The sequence below is a fragment of the Kitasatospora sp. NPDC050543 genome (assembly GCF_044457565.1).
Classification (GTDB): Bacteria; Actinomycetota; Actinomycetes; order Streptomycetales; family Streptomycetaceae; genus Kitasatospora.
This window is the reverse complement of sequence record NZ_JBITGZ010000002.1, coordinates 163,760-184,194: the sequence shown is the minus strand read 5'-3', so window position 1 is coordinate 184,194 and position 20,435 is coordinate 163,760. Positions and strand designations below refer to the sequence as shown.

Annotated in this window: 15 protein-coding genes; 5 read left to right on the top strand and 10 right to left on the bottom strand. The window is 72.5% G+C overall.

Annotation, left to right across the window (positions count from 1 at the left end):
• Nucleotides 1–13: 13 nt before the first annotated feature.
• From ACIBH3_RS03155 to hrcA, 8 genes are all read right to left on the bottom strand, one after another.
• Nucleotides 14–1,150, bottom strand: coding sequence for a PhoH family protein (locus ACIBH3_RS03155; protein WP_396310105.1), 1,137 nt, complete (start codon nt 1,148–1,150; stop codon nt 14–16).
• Between the two features lie 205 nt (nt 1,151–1,355).
• On the bottom strand, nt 1,356–2,273 hold the full coding sequence (locus ACIBH3_RS03150) for a ribonuclease Z (protein ID WP_396310104.1): 918 nt from the start codon (nt 2,271–2,273) through the stop codon (nt 1,356–1,358).
• 4 nt (nt 2,274–2,277) lie between these two features.
• On the bottom strand, nt 2,278–2,637 hold the full coding sequence (locus ACIBH3_RS03145) for a histidine triad nucleotide-binding protein (protein WP_396310103.1): 360 nt from the start codon (nt 2,635–2,637) through the stop codon (nt 2,278–2,280).
• A gap of 41 nt (nt 2,638–2,678) precedes the next feature.
• The gene (locus ACIBH3_RS03140; RefSeq protein ID WP_396310102.1) at nt 2,679–3,359 is read right to left on the bottom strand and encodes an RDD family protein; all 681 of its coding nucleotides are present in this window, start codon (nt 3,357–3,359) and stop codon (nt 2,679–2,681) included.
• 103 nt (nt 3,360–3,462) lie between these two features.
• Nucleotides 3,463–6,711, bottom strand: coding sequence for a PDZ domain-containing protein (locus ACIBH3_RS03135; protein ID WP_396310101.1), 3,249 nt, complete (start codon nt 6,709–6,711; stop codon nt 3,463–3,465).
• A gap of 90 nt (nt 6,712–6,801) precedes the next feature.
• Nucleotides 6,802–7,551, bottom strand: a complete 750-nt coding sequence (locus ACIBH3_RS03130; RefSeq protein WP_396310100.1) for a 16S rRNA (uracil(1498)-N(3))-methyltransferase — start codon at nt 7,549–7,551, stop codon at nt 6,802–6,804.
• A 210-nt stretch (nt 7,552–7,761) separates the two neighbouring features.
• Complete coding sequence (gene dnaJ, locus ACIBH3_RS03125; RefSeq protein WP_396310099.1) at nt 7,762–8,907, bottom strand: molecular chaperone DnaJ; 1,146 nt, start codon at nt 8,905–8,907, stop codon at nt 7,762–7,764.
• Nucleotides 8,908–8,981: 74 nt separating this feature from the next.
• Nucleotides 8,982–10,058, bottom strand: coding sequence for a heat-inducible transcriptional repressor HrcA (hrcA, locus tag ACIBH3_RS03120; protein ID WP_396310098.1), 1,077 nt, complete (start codon nt 10,056–10,058; stop codon nt 8,982–8,984).
• 253 nt (nt 10,059–10,311) lie between these two features.
• On the opposite strand from hrcA, the gene htpX reads away from it, so the two are divergent.
• The 3 genes from htpX (at nt 10,312) to ACIBH3_RS03105 (ending at nt 12,878) form a co-directional block, all read left to right on the top strand.
• Nucleotides 10,312–11,232, top strand: a complete 921-nt coding sequence (htpX, locus tag ACIBH3_RS03115) for a zinc metalloprotease HtpX (protein WP_396310097.1) — start codon at nt 10,312–10,314, stop codon at nt 11,230–11,232.
• A 133-nt stretch (nt 11,233–11,365) separates the two neighbouring features.
• Complete coding sequence (locus ACIBH3_RS03110; protein WP_396310096.1) at nt 11,366–11,950, top strand: hypothetical protein; 585 nt, start codon at nt 11,366–11,368, stop codon at nt 11,948–11,950.
• 100 nt (nt 11,951–12,050) lie between these two features.
• On the top strand, nt 12,051–12,878 hold the full coding sequence (locus tag ACIBH3_RS03105) for a DUF3097 domain-containing protein (protein WP_396310095.1): 828 nt from the start codon (nt 12,051–12,053) through the stop codon (nt 12,876–12,878).
• Nucleotides 12,879–12,994: 116 nt separating this feature from the next.
• Here the strand turns inward: ACIBH3_RS03105 and hemW are convergent, their stop codons facing one another.
• Entirely contained in the window at nt 12,995–14,224 is a 1,230-nt protein-coding gene (hemW, locus tag ACIBH3_RS03100; RefSeq protein ID WP_396310094.1) for a radical SAM family heme chaperone HemW, read from the bottom strand.
• Between the two features lie 48 nt (nt 14,225–14,272).
• Nucleotides 14,273–16,198, bottom strand: a complete 1,926-nt coding sequence (locus ACIBH3_RS03095) for an AMP-dependent synthetase/ligase (RefSeq protein WP_396310093.1) — start codon at nt 16,196–16,198, stop codon at nt 14,273–14,275.
• A 279-nt stretch (nt 16,199–16,477) separates the two neighbouring features.
• On the opposite strand from ACIBH3_RS03095, the gene ACIBH3_RS03090 reads away from it, so the two are divergent.
• On the top strand, nt 16,478–18,211 hold the full coding sequence (locus tag ACIBH3_RS03090; RefSeq protein ID WP_396310092.1) for an ABC transporter ATP-binding protein: 1,734 nt from the start codon (nt 16,478–16,480) through the stop codon (nt 18,209–18,211).
• Complete coding sequence (locus tag ACIBH3_RS03085; protein ID WP_396310091.1) at nt 18,208–20,214, top strand: ABC transporter ATP-binding protein; 2,007 nt, start codon at nt 18,208–18,210, stop codon at nt 20,212–20,214. The genes ACIBH3_RS03090 and ACIBH3_RS03085 overlap by 4 nt, the downstream gene beginning before the upstream one ends.
• Nucleotides 20,215–20,435: the final 221 nt, after the last annotated feature.

Below are 20,435 nucleotides of genomic sequence, written 5' to 3'. Positions count from 1 at the left end.
GAGGGCTTGGTACTCAGCTTTCGGTGCGATGGGACTGGCGGGGTGCGCGGGCGGACGGCGACTTGACCGTACGGCGCTGCGCGGGCTTGCGGGCCGGCGGGGTGTTCTCCGCGGCCTCCTGCTGGGCGTCCCAGCGCTCGTACGCGTCCACGATCCGGCCGACCAGCTTGTGGCGGACCACGTCGGTGCTGGTGAGCACGGAGAAGTGGATGTCGGGCACGTCCATCAGGATCTCCTGGACGACCTTGAGGCCGCTGCGGGTGCCGCCCGGGAGGTCGATCTGGCTGGTGTCGCCGGTGACGACGACCCGGGAGTTGAAGCCCAGCCGGGTGAGGAACATCTTCATCTGCTCGGGCGAGGTGTTCTGGGCCTCGTCCAGGATGATGAAGGCGTCGTTGAGGGTGCGTCCGCGCATGTAGGCGAGCGGCGCGACCTCGATGGTGCCGGCGGCCATCAGCCTGGGGATGGAGTCCGGGTCCATCATGTCGTGCAGCGCGTCGTAGAGCGGGCGCAGGTACGGGTCGATCTTCTCGTAGAGCGTGCCGGGCAGGAAGCCCAGCCGCTCGCCGGCCTCGACGGCCGGACGGGTGAGGATGATCCGGTTGACCTCCTTGGCCTGGAGGGCCTGGACGGCCTTGGCCATCGCGAGGTAGGTCTTGCCGGTGCCGGCGGGGCCGAGGCCGAAGACGACGGTGTGCTTGTCGATCGCCTCGACGTAGCGCTGCTGGTTGAGGGTCTTGGGGCGGATGGTGCGGCCCCGGTTGGAGAGGATGTTCGCGGTGAAGACCTCGGACGGCGCGGGGGCGTCCGGGTTGTCCGCGGCGCTCCTGAGCATGGCGATGGAGCGCTCCACGGCGTCCTCCGTCAGGGGTTGGCCGGTGCGCAGCACCAGCATCATCTCGTTGAACAGCTGCTGGACGAGGGCGACCTCGGTGCGCTCGCCGGTGGCTGTCACCTCGTTGCCGCGGACGTGGATGTCCGCGGCGGGGAAGCCGTCCTCGATCACCCGCAGCAGCGAGTCCGCGGTGCCGAGCAGGGTGACCATCGGGTGCTTCTCGGGGATGACGATCCGGGCGCTGGCCGTCCGGTCGCTGCCGGGCGTCTCACGACGCGACTGTCCATTGGTACGGGTATGCGATGTGTCGCTCATAGGTCGGCGCTGGGCCTGCCTCATCCCATCCGTGGTCTCGTGGTGCCGCTCGGGTCCTTCCGGGGTCACCAGGGTACGCCGCGCACGTGATCGCCGTGGCGGTGCGGCCCGGCCGCAAACCGGTCGGGTCGCGCACCAGACCGATGCTGGGCCAGAACGCGGGCCGGCGCGACCGGTTTTCCACCGCGCCCGCCCGGCCGCCCGCTCAACGGCGGGGCGGCACGGGCACCCGTACCAGGTCCTCGGCGACGACGACCTCGCCGTCGAAGTGCTTACGGGCCTCCGCCAGGTGCTGGCCGAGATCCGGGTAGCGCTGCGAGAAGTGGGTCAGGACGAGGGTCCGCACACCCGCCTCCGCGGCGACCCGGGCGGCCTGGCCCGCGGTGAGGTGGCCGTGCTCCTGCGCCAGGTGGGCGTCCGCGTCCACGAAGGTCGCCTCGATGACCAGCATGTCCGCGCCCTCGGCGAGGCGCCCGACGCCCTCGCAGAGCCGGGTGTCCATCACGAAGGCGAACCGCTGGCCCGGGCGGGGTTCGCTGACCTCCTCCAGGGTGATGCTGCGGCCGTCCACCTCGATGACGCCCTGGTGCTGGAGGCGGCCGACCGCCGGGCCCGCGATGCCGAGCGCCGCGAGGCGCTCGGGCACCAGCCGGCGGCCGTCCGGCTCGGTGAGCCGGTAGCCGAACGACTCCACCGGGTGCGACAGGCGCAGCGCCTCCAGCGTGAAGCGGCCGGCGGCGCCGGGCAGCGGGCCCGGCTCCTCGATCGGGTGCGGGCGCAGCACGGCCGTCTCGTGGAAGGCCGTGGCGTGCCGCAGCCGCTGGAAGAAGACCTCGCCGGAGGCCGGGAAGTAGACGTCCACCGGGTGCGGGACGCGGTCCAGGTTGATCCGCTGGATCACGCCCGCGAGCCCGAGGCAGTGGTCGCCGTGGAAGTGGGTGATGCCGATCCGGGTGATCTGGGTGGCGGAGACCCCGGCGTGCAGCATCTGCCGCTGGGTGCCCTCGCCGGGGTCGAAGAGCAGGCCCTCGCCGTCCCACCTGAGCAGGTACCCGTTGTGGTTGCGGTGCCGGGTGGGAACCTGGCTGGCGGTGCCGAGGACGACGAGTTCGCGCTGTGACACGAGGTCAGACCAGGCCCTCGCGCAGCGGCGTGCCGCCGAGCACGTGGACGTGGGCGTGGAAGACGGTCTGGCCGGCGCCCGCGCCGGTGTTGAAGATCAGCCGGTAACCGGACTCCGCGATCTTCTCGTCGGCGGCCACCTCCCCGGCCTCCACCAGCAGTTCGGCGGTCAGCTCCGGATCGGCGGCGGCCAGCGCGGCGGCGTTCGGGTAGTGCGCCCTGGGGATCACCAGGATGTGCGTGGGCGCCTGCGGGTTGATGTCGCGGAAGGCGATGGTGCGGTCGTTCTCCCGGACCACGGTCGCCGGGATCTCACCTGCCACGATCTTGCAGAACAGGCAGTCGGGCTGCGGCTCGCCGGCCATCGGGGTCTCCTCGCGAAATCGGTGGGGACTACGGCCGCATGCTAGCCGAGCCGCCCGGTCAGCTGCTTCCAGTCGTTCAGGTCCTTGCGCCGCACGATCCGCACGCCGCAGGCCTCCTCCGGCTCGACGTCGTCGTCGAGCAGCAGGCCGACCGGCAGGATCACCCAGCCGAGCAGCCAGCGCTTGGTCAGCCGCCAGGTGTGCGGGCGGGTGACGTCCTTGAACCGGATCACCCGGGTGGCCATCAGGAACTTGCCCAGGCTGCAGCCCGCGATGCGGGCCAGCACCACGTGGTTCAGGAAGGAGACGCCGACCAGCACGCCGAAGAGCGTCGTGAAGTACGCCTGCGGCGAGTGCTTCGCGGCGGCGAAGGCGGCCACCACCGCGATCGCGGAGTCCACCACCGCGCCGGTCATCCGCCGCAGGTCACCCGCCTCCTGCGGCTTGCGCGGCGGCAGCGGGGAGCCGGTCTGCGGGTAGGGCTGACGCGGGTGCGGCTGCGCTGCGTACGGCTGCGCCTGCGCCGGGTACGGCTGCGGCGGGTACGGGTGCGGGTACGGCTGCTGTGCCTGCGGCGGGTACGGCTGCGCGTACTGCGGGCCGCCGTACGGCTGCTGCCCGTACGGGTTCGGCTGCTGCTGCCCGTAGCCGGGCGGCGCCTGGCCGTAGGAACCCTGCGGGTGACCCTGTGACATGTACTTCCCCCGTGCGCGGTTGATCATGAGCAGCCCCGCATCCTACCCAGGCCCCGGAGTGGGAAGTCGGCCCGCCCGACTCCCCACTCCGGCTTCCCGCTTTGGCCGGCCCCGTCCGGGGCTCCGCGCGCTACCGGCCGGGCAGCGCCGGCGGGGTCTTCGCCGGGTTCCGCTCCAGCGCCTCCAGGGCGAGCCGCACGCCCTCCGCCAGCTGGGTGTCCCGGCCGGCCGCCCAGTCGTGCGGGGCGATCAGCACCTCGACGTCCGGGTCGACGCCGTGGTTCTCCAGGCCCCAGCCGTAGCCCTCCAGCCAGGAGGCGTACTTGGGCTGGGTGACACCCGTGCCGTCGACCAGGCTGTACCGGCTGTCGATGCCGATCACCCCGCCCCAGGTACGGGCGCCGACCACCGGGCCGATCCCCAGCGCCTGGATCGCGGCGTTGACGATGTCGCCGTCCGAGCCGGAGAACTCGTCGGCCAGCGCCACCACCGGCCCCCGCGGCGCGTCCATCGGGTACGGCACCGGGGTGACCCCGTCCCGCATGATGTCCCAGCCGATCAGCCTGCGGTTGAGCTTCTCGATCACCAGCTGCGAGGTGTGGCCGCCGCGGTTCTCCCGCAGGTCGACGATCACGCCCTCCCTGGCCATCTCCACCCGCAGGTCGCGGTGCAGCTGCGCCCAGCCCGCGCTGACCATGTCGGGGACGTGCAGGTAGCCCAGCCGCCCGCCGGACAGCTCGCGGACGGCGGCCCGGCGGCCGCTCACCCAGTCGTGGTAGCGCAGCGGCTCCTCGTCGGCCAGCGGGACGATCACCGGGTGACGCTGGCCGGTGCCGTCCTTGCCGGCCACCGTCAGCTCGACCGGCTGGCCCGCGGTGCCGGCCAGCAGCGGCGCCGGGCCGGTGACCGGATCCACCGGGCGGCCGTTGACGGCGATGATCGCGTCGCCCGGGCGGACGGCGGCGCCGGGCGCGGCCAGCGGGGAGCGCGCCCTGGGGTCGGAGGACTCGCCGGGCAGGATCCGCCCGATCCGCCAGTGCTCCCCGTCCTTGACCAGATCGGCACCGAGCAGGCCCTGCCGGCGGGCCGGCTCGCCGCCCGGGCCGTGCGCCATGACGTACGCGTGCGAGGTGCCCAGCTCGCCCTGGATCTCCCAGAGCAGGTCCACCAGGTCGTCGTGCGAGCCGAGGCGCTCCACCAGCGGGCGGTACCGGGCCAGGGTGGCCGTCCAGTCCAGGCCGCCCAGGTCGGCGCGCCAGAAGTTGTCCCTGGCCAGACGGCCGTTCTCGTCGAACATCTGGCGCCACTCGGCCGCCGGGTCGACGGTGACCCGCAGCCTGGCCAGGTCGACGTCCGTCTCGTCGTCCTCACCGGCGGCCTTGTGGTCGGCGGGCAGGATCCGCAGCTGCCCCTCGTCCAGGACGGCCAGCCGGGTGCCGTCGCCGCTGACCTTGTAGGCGTCCAGGCCCGAGACCAGCTCCTCGGCGCGCAGCTTCTTGAAGTCGAAGCGCTCCAGCGTCGGGCGCGGGCGCTCGTCCTCCAGCGAGGCCGCGTCGTCGCCGAGCTCGCCCAGCAGCGGCAGCCTCGTCCAGAGCACACCGTCCTTGGCGGCGCGCAGGCTGCCGAAGCGCCCGCCCTCCACCGGGAAGGGGATGATCCGGTCGGCGATGCCGTCCAGGTCGACCCGGGTGACGGGCGGGGTGTCGGCGCTCTCCTCGGCGTCCGCCTTCCGGCCCCTGGTCTCGTCGTCCTCCTCGCCGTAGGGGCGCCCGGCCCGCTGCGGGCCGAACGGCGAGGGGGTGTCGGCGGCCAGCGTGATCAGGTACGGGCGGCAGCCGTTGGGGAACGACAGGTCGAAGACGTGGGCGTCGTAGACCGGGTCGAAGTTGCGCACCGAGAGGAAGACCAGATGCCTGCCGTCCGAGGTGAAGGCGGGCGAGGTGTCGATGAAGCGCTGCGGGGTGGCCTCGCCCACGGTACGGGTGGCGAGGTTGGCCAGCATGATCTGGCGCAGCGGGAAGGGCCCCAGCGCCGGCTGGGACCACGCCAGCCAGGTGGAGTCGGGGCTGAAGACCAGACCGCTGACGTCGCCGTCGACGCTGCGGGTGAGCTCGTGGACGGCGCCGTCGGCGAGGGTCACCAGCAGCACCCGGCCGTCGTGCGAGGCGGCGGCGGCGTGCTTGCCGTCCGGCGAGACCACGAGGTCAAGCACCCGGCCGAGCTGACCGGCGGCCAGCCTGCGGCGCTCGGCGCCGAGCACCGCGGGGGCGTACTCCAGGGCGTCGTCGCCCTCGGCGTCGGTGGCCCAGAGCACGCCCTGGGCGCCGTCCTCGCCGGGCACGATCCGGGCCAGCCTGGCCCGCACGCCCGGGGTCTCGTCCAGCACCCGGGCCGGGCCCTCGCGGTGCGTCAGCCAGTGCACGGAGCCGCGCACGACCACGGCGCTGGCGCGGCCGGTGCGGTCGGGGGAGGCCGTCTCCAGCCAGTGCGCGGCGCTGACCGGGCGCGGGCGGCGGCCGGCGCCCGGGCCGGCCAGCCTGATGTCCAGGCGGCGCGGTTCGGCGCCGTCCAGGTCGTCCAGGATCCACAGGTCGCCGCCGCTGTGCCAGACCACCCGGGTGCCGTCGGTGCCGGCGTTGCGGGCGTAGAAGCCGCCGTCACCGGTGCCGTGCCCGCGCAGGTCGGTGCCGTCGGGGAGGCTGGAGTACAGTCGGCCGACGCCCTCGTGGTCGGAGAGGAAGGCGATCCTGTCGCCCACCCAGAGCGGGGATTCGATGTTGCCGCGGCCGTCCAGCTCGCTGTGCAGCCGGGTGAACTCCTGCGCGCCGATCCACAGCCGGCCGGCCGTGCCGCCCCGGTAACGCTTCCAGTGCGCGGGCTCCCGGCTGAAGGCGGAGAGCAGCAGCGTGCGGCCCGGCCCCTCGCCATCGGCGCCCGGCTCCAGGGCGAGGCCCCCGATCGGGCCGTACGGCAGCCGGGTGGGCTCGCCGCCGTCGAGCGGCACGGCGAAGGCCCAGGTGCGGCGCAGGGTGGCCTGGCCGGCGGCGGTGGTGGCGATCGGGCGGCCGTCGGCCGTCCAGCCGCGCAGCCTGGTGTACGCGCTCCCCCAGTACGTCAGCCGCCGGGGCGGGCCCCCGTCTGCGGGCGCCACATGGACCTCGGGTGCGCCGTCCCGGGTCGAGGTGAACGCGATGGACCGCCCGTCCGGGGAGAACCGCGGGTGGGCGACCGGTACTTGATCGGCGGTCAGCCGCCAGGCGCGTCCGCCGTCCAGCGGAGCCAGCCAGATGTCGTTCTCGGCGGCGAAGGTGATCAGCTCGCCGTGCAGGTGGGGATGGCGCAGGTAGGCGTCGGCTGCGGTGTTCTGGAGTTCGGTCACCCGGCCAGACTATGCACGCGCACACACCGTGCGAAGGCAATTCCGGGCACAGCGCATCCTCGCGGGCTACGGGCGGGCTGCCTGCCCGGCTCAGGCCCAGCGGCCGGTACGGCCCAGCAGCAGCGCGCCGGCGGCCACCCCCGCCGTCGAGGTGCGCAGTACCGAGGAGCCGAGGCGGTGCGGCCGGGCGCCGGCCTCGGCGAAGGCGGCCAGCTCCTCCGGGGAGACCCCGCCCTCGGGGCCGACGATCAGCACGATGTCGCCCTGCCCCGGCAGCTCGGCGGTGGCGAGCGGCTCGGCGCCCTCCTCGTGCAGCACGGCGGCGAAGGCGGCGGCGGCCAGCAGCGGGGCCAGCTGCCTGGTCGTCATCGGGTCGCGGACCTCGGGGAAGCGCAGCCGACGGGACTGCTTGCCCGCCTCGCGGGCGGTGGAGCGCCACTTGGCGAGCGCCTTGGCGCCGCGTTCGCCCTTCCACTGGGTGATGCAGCGGGAGGCGGCCCAGGGGACGATGACGTCCACGCCGACCTCGGTCATGGTCTCGACCGCGAGCTCACCCCGGTCGCCCTTGGGCAGCGCCTGGACGACGACGATCCGGGGGGCGGGTTCGGGCTCGTGACGTACGGCGGCCACCGTGACGTCGATCGCGTCCTTGCCGTGCACGGCGGCCACCGAGCCGTCCACGCCGAGACCGAGGCCGTCCGCGAGGGTGACCGCCTCGCCGGGCTCCAGCCGCTTCACGGCGGCGGCGTGCCTGCCCTCGGGGCCGTCCAGCCGCAGCACCGAGCCCGGGGCGGCGCCGGCCAGCTGCGCGGTCTCGACGACGAACACGGGTGCGGTCATGGCGGGTTCCCCAGGCGGTGGTGGAGCGGGTGGCACGGGCACAGCGGGCCGGACGGGCACGGCGGGTGGCGCAGGAGCGAACGGGCGCAGGTGCGGGCGGGAGCGGCGGGTGGTGGGACGGGTGCGGCTCGTGATCGTCTGCACGATCACGAGCCGCCCGGCCGCTCGGCGGCCGCCGGCATCAGCGACCCCAGCACCCGGCCGCCGGTATCAGCGGCCGTTGAAGGCGTCCTTCAGCCGGGAGAACAGCCCCTGCTGGCCCGGCGCGAACTGGCCCGAGGGCCGCTCCTCGCCGCGCAGCACCGCGAGGCGGCGCAGCAGGTCCTCCTGCTCCGGGTCGAGCTTGGTCGGCGTCTGCACCTCGACGTGCACTATCAAGTCGCCTCGGCCGCCGCCGCGCAGGTGGGTGATGCCCCGGCCGTGCAGCGGGATGGACTGGCCGGACTGGGTGCCGGGCCGGATGTCGACCTCCTCCAGCCCGTCCAGCGTCTGCAGCGGCACCTGGGTGCCGAGCGAGGCCGCGGTCATCGGGATGGTGACGGTGCAGTGCAGGTCGTCCCCGCGGCGCTGGAACGTCGGGTGCGCCGTCTCGGCGATCTCGACGTACAGGTCGCCGGCCGGGCCGCCGCCGGGGCCGACCTCGCCCTCGCCGGCCAGCTGGATCCGGGTGCCGTTGTCCACACCGGCCGGGATCTTGACCGTGAGGGTGCGGCGGGCGCGGACCCGGCCGTCGCCGGCGCACTCGGGGCACGGGGTCGGCACGACGGTGCCGAAGCCCTGGCACTGCGGGCAGGGGCGGGAGGTCATGACCTGGCCCAGGAAGGACCTGGTGACCTGGGAGACCTCGCCCTTGCCGCGGCACATGTCACAGGTCTGCGCGGAGGTGCCGGGAGCGGCGCCCTCACCCGAGCAGGTGGTGCAGGTGACGGCGGTGTCGACCTGGAGTTCCTTGGTGGTGCCGAAGGCGGCCTCCTCCAGGGTGATCTCCAGACGGATCATGGCGTCCTGGCCGCGGCGGGTGCGCGAGCGCGGCCCGCGCTGGCCGGAGGCCGCGCCGAAGAAGGCGTCCATGATGTCGGAGAAGCCGAAGCCGGCCGCGCCCGCGCCGAAGCCGCCGGCGCCGCCGCCACCGCCGTTCGGGGAGAGCGGGTCACCTCCGAGGTCGTAGACCTGCCGCTTGGAGGGGTCGGAGAGCACCTCGTAGGCGGCGTTGATCTCCTTGAACCGCTCCTGCGTCTTCGGGTCCGGGTTGACGTCCGGGTGCAGTTCGCGTGCGAGGCGCCGGAACGCCTTCTTGATCTCGTCCTGCCCCGCATCCCGTCGGACGCCGAGTACCGCGTAGTAGTCCGTGGCCACCAAATGCTCCGCTTGTTCCGCCTCTAGAAGTGCTGCGACTGGTTGTCACCATCGGAGTCCCGATGGTGCTGCTGCTATGACTCGGCCAGGATCTGGCCCACGTACCGTGCCACCGCCCGCACCGCCCCCATTGTGCCCGGGTAGTCCATCCGGGTAGGACCGATCACACCCAGCTTCGCCACACTCTCGTCGCCCGAACCGTAGCCGACCGAGACGACCGAGGTGGAATTGAGCCCTTCGTACGCGTTCTCCCGGCCGATCCGGACCGTCATCCCGGCGTCGGCGGTCTCACCCAGGAGGCGGAGCAGGATGACCTGCTCCTCCAGCGCCTCCAGCACCGGCTGGATGGTGAACGGGAAGTCGTGGCCGAAGCGGGTCAGGTTGGCCGTGCCGGCCAGCATGATCCGCTCCTCGTTCTGCTCGGCGAGGGCCTCGAAGAGGGTCACCAGCACGGTGGTGACGGTCGGCCGGTCGGCCGGCTCGAACGCCGCGGGCAGGTCCTCCAGCAGGTCGGGGACATCCGGCAGGCGCTGGCCGCCGGCCCGGACGTTGACCTTGGCGCGCAGGTCCGCGAGGACCGTCTCGCCGACCGCACCCGGGCAGTCGACCATCCGCTGCTCGACCCGGCCGGTGTTGGTGATCAGCACCAGCATCACCTTCGCCGGGGCGAGCGCCACCAGCTCGATGTGCCGGACGGTCGAACGGGAGAGCGAGGGATACTGGACGACGGCGACCTGCCGGGTGAGCTGCGCGAGCAGCCGTACGGTACGCGCGACCACGTCGTCCAGGTCCACCGCGCCGTCGAGGAAGTGCCGGATCGCGCGCCGCTCGGGCGCGCTCATCGGCTTCACCTCGGCCAGCCGGTCGACGAACAGCCGGTAGCCCTTGTCGGTGGGGATGCGCCCCGCGCTGGTGTGCGGCTGGTGGATGTAGCCGTCCTCCTCCAGCGCCGCCATGTCGTTGCGCACGGTGGCCGGGGAGACACCCAGACTGTGCCGCTCGACCAGCGCCTTGGAACCGACCGGCTCCTCGGTGCCCACGTAGTCCTGCACGATGGCGCGCAGCACCGCGAGCTTGCGGTCGTCGAGCGGACGGACGTCGAGGTGCCGGGTGTCGATCTGGCGAGCGTCGGACTTGCGGTCGTCAGACATGGCACGCACCTCCGTCTTCGCACGTTGTCCGATATGACTCTTATGGCCCGGACCTTGGCACTCTTGACGGTCGAGTGCCAGAACCGTACCTGCCAGTGTAAGGCCCGGGTCCGACCGCAGGAACGGCCCGCCGTGGTGATCCTGCACGCATGGCGCCCACCCGACACCCACGGGGCCCGGCGCGTGCGGGGTGATGCCCGCAGCCCGTCCGGGTGGCAGCATCGAAAGCGAACGGCGATTCGGAGGAGCAGCGATGTCCACCTCAGGCCAGCACACCCGCTTCGCACCCGACCGCGGACTGACCAGCCGGATGGTCGTGACCATGTTCGTGATCGGCCTGCTCTACGTGGGCTTCACCGGGCTGCTGATCGCCCTGCTGCGCGGCGCCTGGCCGCTGATCGTGCTGATCTCCGGCGGGCTGTTCATCGCGCAGTTCTGGTTCAGCGACAAGATCACCGAGCGGGCGATGGGCGCCCACGAGGTGACCCCCGAGCAGTACCCGCAGCTGCACGGCACCATCGACCGGATCTGCGCGTTGGCCGACATGCCCAAGCCCCGGGTCGCGGTGGCGAACAACGACATGCCCAACGCCTTCGCCACCGGCCGCAAGCCGGAGAAGGCCGTGGTCTGCGTCACCACCGGGCTGCTGCGCCGGCTGGAGCCGGAGGAGCTGGAGGGCGTCCTCGCCCACGAGCTCTCGCACGTCGCCCACCGCGACGTCGCGGTGATGACGGTGGCCGGGTTCCTCGGCGTACTCGCCGGCGCGATGACCCGGATCGCGCTGTACGGCGGGATGATGGGCGGCAACCGCAGCAGCAACGACTCCAACGCGGCGATCGCGATGCTGATCATCCCCCTGGTCTCGATGGTGGTCTACGCGATCAGCTTCCTGCTCACCCGGCTGCTCTCGCGCTACCGCGAGCTGGCCGCCGACCGGGCGGCCGCCCAGCTCACCGGCCGGCCCAGCGCCCTGGCCTCCGCGCTGACCAAGGTCAGCGGCCAGATCGCCGCCATTCCGACGAAGGACCTGCGCCAGGCGCAGGCCTATAACGCGTTCTACTTCGCCCCGGCGCTCAGCCCCCGGGACGTCGCCTCCCAGCTGCTCTCCACGCACCCGTCGCTGCAGACGCGGCTGGACCAGCTGGCCAAGATCTCCGCCGAGCTCAACCGCTGAGCTCGGCCGCTGCGCCCTCGTCCGGGGCGGGCCCGTCCGTCCGCGACCGGCGACACCACGCCGGCGCGCCGCGGCAACTCAGCTGCACACCCGCACACCTGCACAGCGACACAGCGACCGATGGAGGATCACCGTGGGATTCCTGGACGCCCTGTTCGGCCGTACCAAGCCCGTGCGACCGGACCTGGACCAGCTCTTCGGCGTCCCCTCCGCCGCGCTCACCCTGGAGGCCGCCGCCGGCTTCCGCCCCACCGGGCTGGGGTCGGTGTGCTTCGCGGCCGTCGAGGGCGGTGCGTTCGGCGAGGTGGAGCGGCAGGTCCGGGCGCTGCTGGACGCCGACACCGAGCGCGGCGGCACCCCGGTGGAGGCCAGCCGGGACGACTACGGCTACTCCTGGCTGCTGGCCCGGCACACCCCCGAGGAGCTGCCGGACCTGGTCAACGACCTGCACGCGGTCAACAGCGAGCTGGAGGCCAACGGCTTCGGGCCGCAGCTGCTGTGCTCCCTGATCGCCTTCCGCAACGACGGTGGGCAGTCGCTGGCGCTGGTCTACCTGTACAAGCGCGGCACCTTCTACCCGTTCGCCCCGATGCCGGGCGGCGGGGAGCGGCGCAACAGCCCCCTGGAGCTCCAGGTGAACGCGCTGCTCGGCAACGACCTGCGGCTGGAGTCGGACCTCTCCCGCTGGTTCCCGGTCTGGGGCGCGCCGGGGCTGTGAGCGCGGGAACAGCGCCGTGAAGCGGGCCGGGCCCCGGCGCAGGCCCGCACCCGGGCCGGTGACGCGGGCTCAGCCGGGTGACTGCCTATAGTGCTTGTCCATGCACAGCAGGCAGTACGGACCCGACCTGACCCCGCCGTGGAAGCGGCAGCAGCCCGCGCCCGAGGTATCCGCCGAGCGGGACCTGGTGGTGGAGGAGGCCGTGACCGGCTTCTGCGGAGCGGTGGTGCGCTGCGAGCGGACGGCGGAGGGCTTCACCGTCACCTTGGAGGACCGCTTCGGCAAGCACCGGGTCTTCCCGCTGACCCCGCGCGGCTTCCTGCTGGAGGGCCGGGTGGTCACCCTGGTGCGGCCCGCCGCGCCCGCGCCCGACCGGGCTCCGGGGCGGACGGCCTCCGGCTCGGTGGCCGTGCCCGGCGCCCGCGCGCGGGTGGCCCGGGAGTCGCGGATCTACGTGGAGGGGCGGCACGACGCGGAGCTGGTCGAGCGGGTCTGGGGCGAGGACCTGCGGATCGAGGGCGTGGTGGTGGAGTACCTGGAGGGCATCGACGACCTGCCCGCGATCGTCGCCGAGTTCGCGCCCGGCCCGGGCCGGCGCCTGGGCGTCCTGGTGGACCACCTGCTGCCCGGCACCAAGGAGCACCGGATCGCCGCGCGGGTGACGGGCGAGAGCGTCCTGGTCGTCGGGCACCCGTACATCGACGTCTGGGAGGCCGTGAAGCCGACCGCCGTGGGCATCGCGGCCTGGCCGCAGGTGCCGCGCGGCGAGTCCTGGAAGGAGGGCGTCTGCCGCCGCCTGGGCTGGCCGGTGGACACCCCCGCCGCCTGGCGGCGCATCCTCGCCTCGGTGAACTCCTACCGCGACCTCGACCCGGCCCTGCTCGGCCGGGTCGAGGAACTGATCGACTTCGTGACGGTCACCGACTGAGGTCCGCTCAGGCGTAGGTCTGGAACTCCGCGGTGTCCAGGGTCAGCCCGAGCACATCCACCGGATCCCTATCACCCGGTCATCCACGGCGGTCATCACACGCTCCCTCAGGAAGATCAGTCCACCAGGTCACGCACCACGGCGTCCGCCAGCAGCCGCCCCTGGAGCGTGAGGACGGCGCGGCCGGCGGCGTACGCGGCCGGGTCGAGCAGGCCGTCGGCCAGGGCGCGGTCGGCGGCGCGGCGGCCGGCGGGGGCGAGCAGGTCGAGCGGGCAGCCGTCGACCAGGCGCAGCTCCAGCAGGATGCGCTCCACCCTGCGGTCCTCCTCGGGGAGGATCTCGCGGCCCTGGGCGGGGGTGCGGCCCTCGGCGAGGGCCTGGGCGTAGGCGGCGGGGTGCTTGGCGTTCCACCAGCGGACGCCGCCGACGTGGCTGTGGGCGCCGGGGCCGGCCCCCCACCAGTCGGCGCCGGTCCAGTACAGCTCGTTGTGGCGGCAGCGCCCGGCCTCGTCCGTCGCCCAGTTGGAGACCTCGTACCAGGTGAAGCCGGCCTTGCTGAGCGCCTCCTCGGCTATCAGGTAGCGGTCGGCGTGCACGTCGTCGTCGATCATCGGCAGTTCGCCGCGCTTGACCCGGGCGGCGAGCTTGGTGCCGTCCTCGACGATCAGCGAGTACGCGGAGACGTGGTCGGGCCCGGCGCCGATGGCGGCGTCCAGTGAGGCCCGCCAGTCGTCGTCGGACTCGCCGGGGGTGCCGTAGATCAGGTCCAGGTTGACGTGCTCGAAGCCGGCCGCGCGGGCCTCGGCGACGCAGGCCTCCGGGCGGCCGGGGGTGTGGTGGCGGTCGAGCAGCTGCAGCACGTGCGGGCGGGCGCTCTGCATGCCGAAGGAGATCCGGTTGAAGCCCCCCTCGCGCAGCTCGGCGAGGTACGCCGGGTCGACCGACTCGGGGTTGGCCTCGGTGGTGACCTCGGCGCCGGGCGCGAGGCCGAACTCCTCGCGGATCGCCGCGAGCATCTTGACCAGGTCGCGGGCCGGCAGCAGGGTCGGCGTGCCGCCGCCGAGGAAGACCGTCTGCACGGGCAGCTCGGCCGTGCCCAGCACGCCGCGGGCGTGGCGGATCTCCGCGACGAGGTTGTCGGCGTACGTCTCCTGCGAGGCGACCACACCGGAGGAGCGCAGCTCGGTGGCGGTGTAGGTGTTGAAGTCGCAGTAACCGCAGCGGGTCGCGCAGTACGGCACGTGGACGTAGAACCCGAAGGGCCGCTCGCCCAGCCCGGCGAGGGCGTGGGCGGGCAGGGAACCGTCGGACGGCACGGGTTCGCCGTCGGGAAGTGCGGAGGGCATACGTCCATTGTCCGGTACGGCCCGGGTGGGCCGTACCGGACCGGGGCCTCAGGCCTCGACGGTGCCCGCGTACATCTCGGCGACGGCGTCCGCGTACGTCCGCTCGACGACCGGGCGCTTGATCTTCAGGCTCGGGGTCAGCTCGCCGTGCTCGATGTCCAGGTCGCGTGGGAGCAGGGTGAACTTCTTGATCGTCTGCCAGCGCTGCAGATCGCCGTTGAGCCGCTGCACGAAGCCCTCGATCAGCTCGCGCACCTGCGGCGAGGCGACCACCTCGGCGTAACTCTTGCCGGCCAGGTCGTGTGAGGCCGCCCAGGGCATGATCGCCGCCTCGTCCAGGCCGATCAGCGCGGTGCAGAAGTTACGGCCGTTGCCGATCACCAGGATGTTGCTGACGAACGGGCAGACCGCCTTGAACTTGCCCTCGACCTCGCTCGGCGCGACGTACTTGCCGCCGGAGGTCTTGAACATGTCCTTCTTGCGGTCGGTGATCCGCAGGTAGCCGCCCTCGGCGAGCTCGCCGATGTCGCCGGTGTGGAACCAGCCGTCCGCCTCCAGCACCTCGGCGGTCTGCTCCGGCAGGTTGTGGTAGCCGCGCATGATGCCCGGGCCGCGCAGCAGGATCTCGCCGTCCTCGGCGATCCGGACCTCGGTGCCGGGCAGTGGCAGGCCGACGGTACCGATCCGGTAGTCCTCGGCGCGGTTGACGGTGGAGCCGGCGCTGGTCTCGGTGAGGCCGTAGCCTTCCAGGATCGGCACACCGGCGCCGGCGAAGAAGTAGCCGATCTCGGGCGCCAGGGCGGCGCTGCCGGAGACCGAGCCGCGCAGCCGGCCGCCGAACGCGGCGCGGATCTTGGCGTACACCAGCTTGTCGGCCAGCGCGTGCTGGAGGCTCAGGGCCAGCGGCGCGCTGTCGCGGCCGGTGGCGATCCGGTTGGCCTGGGTGATCCGGGCATAGTCGCGGGCGACCTTGGCGGCCCAGAGGAAGATCTTGTACTTGGCGCCGCCCTCGGCCCTCGCCTTGCCGGCGATGCCGTTGTAGACCTTCTCGAAGATCCGCGGCGCGGAGGCCATCAGGGTCGGGCGGATGGCCGGCAGGTTGTGGATGATCCGGTCGACCCGGCCGTCGACGGCCATCACGTGGCCGGTGGCGATCTGGCCGGAGATCAGCGTCTTGCCGAACACGTGCGACAGCGGCAGCCACATGAACTGGATGTCCTCGGCGCGCAGCAGCCCGCTGGCCTCCTGCGCGCGGCCCTCGTACGCCCAGCAGTCGTGCACCAGGCGCACACCCTTGGGGCGGCCGGTGGTGCCGGAGGTGTAGATCAGGGTGGCGAGCTGCTCGCGGTCGATGGCCGCGACGGCCTTCTCGATCGCGTCCGGGTGCTGCGCCAGGTACTCGGTGCCGCGCTGCTCCAGCTCGGCGAGGGTGAGCACGTTCAGGCCCTTCGCCTCGGGCTGCTCGGCGGGGGCGTCGAAGAGGATGACGGTCTTCAGCTCGGGCAGCTTGTCCAGCTGGGAGACGGCCTTGGCGAGCTGGCCGGCGTTCTCGGCGAACAGCGCCTTGGAGGCGGAGTTCGAGAGGATGAACGCCGTCTCGTCCGCGTTGGTGCTCGGGTAGACGGTGGTGGTGGCCGCGCCGGCGCACATGTTGCCGAGGTCCGCGATGATCCACTCCAGCCGGGTGGACGCGGACAGGGCGACTGGGTCCTCGGCCCGGATGCCGAGTGACAGCAGACCGGCGGCGACCGCCTTGACCCGGACGGCCGTCTGCGCCCAGGTGAGCGAACGCCACTGCTCGGCGCCCGGCGCGCCGTCCGCCGCGTGCTCGTCCACCGGCGCCGGGAAGCGGTACGCCTCGCCGTCGGGGGTGGCCGCGACGCGGTCCAGGAACAGGTGTGCCACCGAGGCAGGACGCCCTTCGACGAGGGCGACGCCGGCGGAGGAGTCGATCAGGGACTGCGCGGAACTCAACGAGACCTCCGGGGGCGGGTGGCCTGGGCGGGGGAGGCGGTGGCCGTGGGGGCGGCCGCCGAGCCCCTTGTTAACCGACGAGTAACAAGGGCGCAATCAGCAGCCTAGGCGCAAACCAGCCGTTCCGTAAGAGGGTGGCGGCAGCTGGCACGCCGGTGAGCCGCAAGTGCAAAAGGCGGAACAACTCTCGGCATCGAGCGCGGTTAAACCCGGACAGGAGGCTCGGCAGGCCTGAATATTGGGGTGCCAACCCCGCTGTCGAGCATGAGAGTGTTGCCCGTGCTGATCAGACTCCTCAGGGCCTACCTACGGCCCTACTCCCGACCGATCTCTCTGCTGGTCCTGCTCCAGCTGGTGTCTACCATCGCGGCGCTGTACCTGCCCACCCTCAATGCCGACATCATCGACGACGGCGTGGTGAAGGGCGACACGGGCTACATCCTGCAACTCGGCGGGGTGATGATCGCGGTCACCGTGGTCCAGGCGCTGTGCTCGATCGCCGCGGTCTACTACGGTGCGCGCACCGCGATGGCGATGGGCCGGGACGTCCGGGCGGCCGTCTTCGACCGGGTGCAGAGCTTCTCCGCCCGTGAACTCGGCCAGTTCGGCGCGCCGTCGCTGATCACCCGCACCACCAATGACGTCCAGCAGGTCCAGATGCTCGCGCTGATGGGCTTCACCCTGATGGTCGCGGCGCCCATCATGTGCGTCGGCGGCATCGCCATGGCGCTCAACCAGGACGTGCCGCTCTCCGCCCTGCTGCTGGCCGTGGTGCCGGTGCTGGGCACCGTGGTGGTCCTGATGGTCCGCCGGCTCCGGCCGCAGTTCCGGACCATGCAGAAGCGGATCGACACCGTCAACCGGGTGCTGCGCGAGCAGATCACCGGCATCCGGGTGATCCGCGCCTTCGTCAAGGACGGCCACGAGCAGGAGCGCTTCGCCGACGCCAACCGGCAGCTGACGGACGTCTCGCTGCGGGTCGGCCGGATGATGGCCCTGATGTTCCCCAGCGTGATGCTGGTGGTCAACGTCTCCAGCGTCGCGGTGATGTGGTTCGGAGCCCATCGGATCGACAGCGGCGGGATGCAGATCGGCGCGCTGACGGCCTTCCTGACCTACCTGATGCAGATCCTGATGAGCGTCATGATGGCCACCTTCATGTTCATGATGGTGCCGCGCGCCGAGGTCTGCGCCGAGCGGATCCAGGAGGTGCTGGCCACCGACTCCAGCGTCGTCCCGCCGTCCGCCCCCGTCACCGAGCTGCTGCGCCGGGGCCACCTGGAGCTGCGCGACGTGGAGTTCCGCTACCCCGGCGCCGAGGTGCCGGTCCTGCGCGGCATCGACGTGGTGGCCCGCCCCGGCGAGACCACCGCCGTGATCGGCTCCACCGGCGCCGGCAAGTCCACCCTGCTGGGCCTCGTCCCCCGGCTGATCGACGCCACCGGCGGCCGGGTGCTGCTGGACGGCACCGACGTGCGGGACCTGGCACCCGAGCTGATCGCCGAGACCGTCGGCCTCGTCCCGCAGAAGCCGTACCTCTTCACCGGCACCGTCGCCAGCAACCTGCGCTACGGCCGGCCCGACGCCACCGACGAGGAGCTCTGGCACGCACTGGAGGTGGCGCAGGCCAAGGACTTCGTCGAACGCCTCGACGGCGGGCTGGACGCCCCGATCGCCCAGGGCGGCGGCAACGTCTCCGGCGGCCAGCGCCAGCGCCTGGCGATCGCCCGGGCACTGGTCCGCAAGCCCGGCGTCTACCTCTTCGACGACTCGTTCTCGGCGCTCGACTACGCCACCGACGCCAGGCTCCGCAAGGCCCTCGCCCGGGAGACCGCCGACTCGACGGTGCTGATCGTCGCCCAGCGGGTCAGCACCATCCGGGACGCCGACCGGATCATCGTGCTCGACGAGGGCGCCGTGGTCGGCAGCGGCACGCACCACGAGCTGATGGCCGACAACCCGACGTACCGGGAGATCGTGCTCTCCCAGCTCACCGAGCAGGAGGCGGCGTGACCACCGCGGAGAACAAGAGCCCGGCCGCACCCGAGGCGCAGCCCGGGGTCAGCGACTCACAGGCCGCCGCCGCCCGGCGCGGCCCGGCCGGCCCCGGCCGGTTCATGGGCGGCCAGGGCACCGAGAAGTCGATGGACTTCAAGGGCTCCGGCAAGCGGCTGCTGAAACTGCTGCGTCCCGAGCGGGCCGCCCTCAGCGGCGTTCTCGCCCTCGGCGTGCTGAGCATCGGCTGCGCGGTGGTCGGGCCCAAGGTGCTCGGCGAGGCCACCGACCTGATCTTCGCCGGGGTGGTCGGAGGGCAGAGCCCGGCCGGGATGAGCAAGGCCCAGGTGCTCGAAGGCCTGCGCGCGCAGGACAAGGGCGGCATCGCCGACGTGCTCGCCACGGTCGACTTCACCCCCGGTCAGGTCATGGACTTCGGCGCCATCGGCACGGTGCTGCTCTGGGTGCTGGCGATCTACATCGCCTCCGCCGTCTTCGGCGTCCTGCAGGGCCGGCTCACGGCCCGCGCCGTCCAGCGCGCCGGCTACCGGCTGCGCCAGGACGTCGAGGCCAAGCTCGCCCGGCTGCCGCTGAGCTACTTCGACAAGCAGCCGCGCGGCGAGGTGCTCAGCCGGGTCACCAACGACATCGACAACGTCGGCCAGTCCATGCAGCAGACCATGGGCCAGGTGGTGAACTCGGTGCTCACCGTCTTCGGCGTGCTGGGCATGATGTTCTGGATCTCGCCGCTGCTGGCCATGATCGCGCTGATCTCGGTGCCGGCCTCGGTGGTGGTGGCGACCAAGGTCGGCAAGCGGGCCCAGCCCGAGTTCGTCCGGCAGTGGAAGACCACCGGGCAGCTCAACGCCCACATCGAGGAGATGTACACCGGCCATGCGCTGGTGAAGGTGTTCGGCCGCCAGAAGGAGTCCGCCGAGGCGTTCCGGGAGCAGAACGAGGCCCTGTACGAGTCCAGCTTCCGGGCCCAGTTCATCTCCGGGATCATCCAGCCCGCGATGATGCTGATCGGCAACCTGAACTACGTCCTGGTCGCCGTGGTCGGCGGCCTGCGGGTGGCCAGTGGCGCCCTGACCATCGGCGACGTGCAGGCCTTCATCCAGTACTCGCGCCAGTTCAGCCAGCCGCTGACCCAGGTCGCCAGCATGGCCAACCTGGTGCAGTCCGGCGTCGCCTCGGCCGAACGGGTCTTCGAGCTGCTGGACGCCCCGGAGCAGAGCGCCGAGCCGGCCATGCCCGAGCGCCCGGCCGAGCTGCGCGGGCGGGTCGCCTTCGAGGACGTGGCCTTCCGCTACGACCCGGAGCGGCCGCTCATCGAGGATCTCTCGCTCAAGGTCGAGCCCGGCCACACCGTCGCCATCGTCGGCCCGACCGGCGCCGGCAAGACCACGCTGGTCAACCTGCTGATGCGGTTCTACGAGGTCAGCTCCGGCACCATCACGCTGGACGGGGTGGACATCGCCGCGATGTCCCGCGAGGAGCTGCGGGCCGGGATCGGCATGGTGCTCCAGGACACCTGGCTGTTCGGCGGCTCGATCGCCGACAACATCGCGTACGGGGCCCGGGGTGCCACCCGCGAGCAGGTCATCGACGCGGCCAAGGCCGCGCACGTCGACCGGTTCGTACGGACCCTGCCGGACGGCTACGACACCGTCATCGACGACGAGGGCACCGGCGTCAGCGCGGGCGAGAAGCAGCTGATCACCATCGCCCGGGCCTTCCTCGCGCAGCCGAGCATCCTGGTCCTGGACGAGGCCACCAGCTCGGTCGACACCCGTACCGAGGTGCTCATCCAGCGCGCGATGGCCCGACTGCGCACCGGCCGGACCAGCTTCGTGATCGCCCACCGGCTCTCCACCATCCGCGACGCGGACGTGATCCTGGTGATGGAGAACGGCTCCATCGTGGAGCAGGGCTCGCACGACGACCTGATCGCCGCCGACGGCGCGTACGCCCGGCTCTACCAGGCCCAGTTCTCCGACGCGGTGGCCGAGGTCGACTGAGCGCTCGGCGGCCGGGCCGGCAGAGCGACGGCGCGGTCGGCGCGGTCGGCGCGGTCGGCGCTCCGACGGCCCGGAGGTCGGAGCGCGGGATCCCCGGACGCTGAAGTGCCAGAGCGCCGGAGCAGGAAGTCGGCGGGGGCGGCCAAAAGGACACGCGCCGGGGCGGGGGGGGGGCGGTTGGTGGGGGGCCCGGCGGGGGGTGGGGGGGGGTTTGCCGGGCG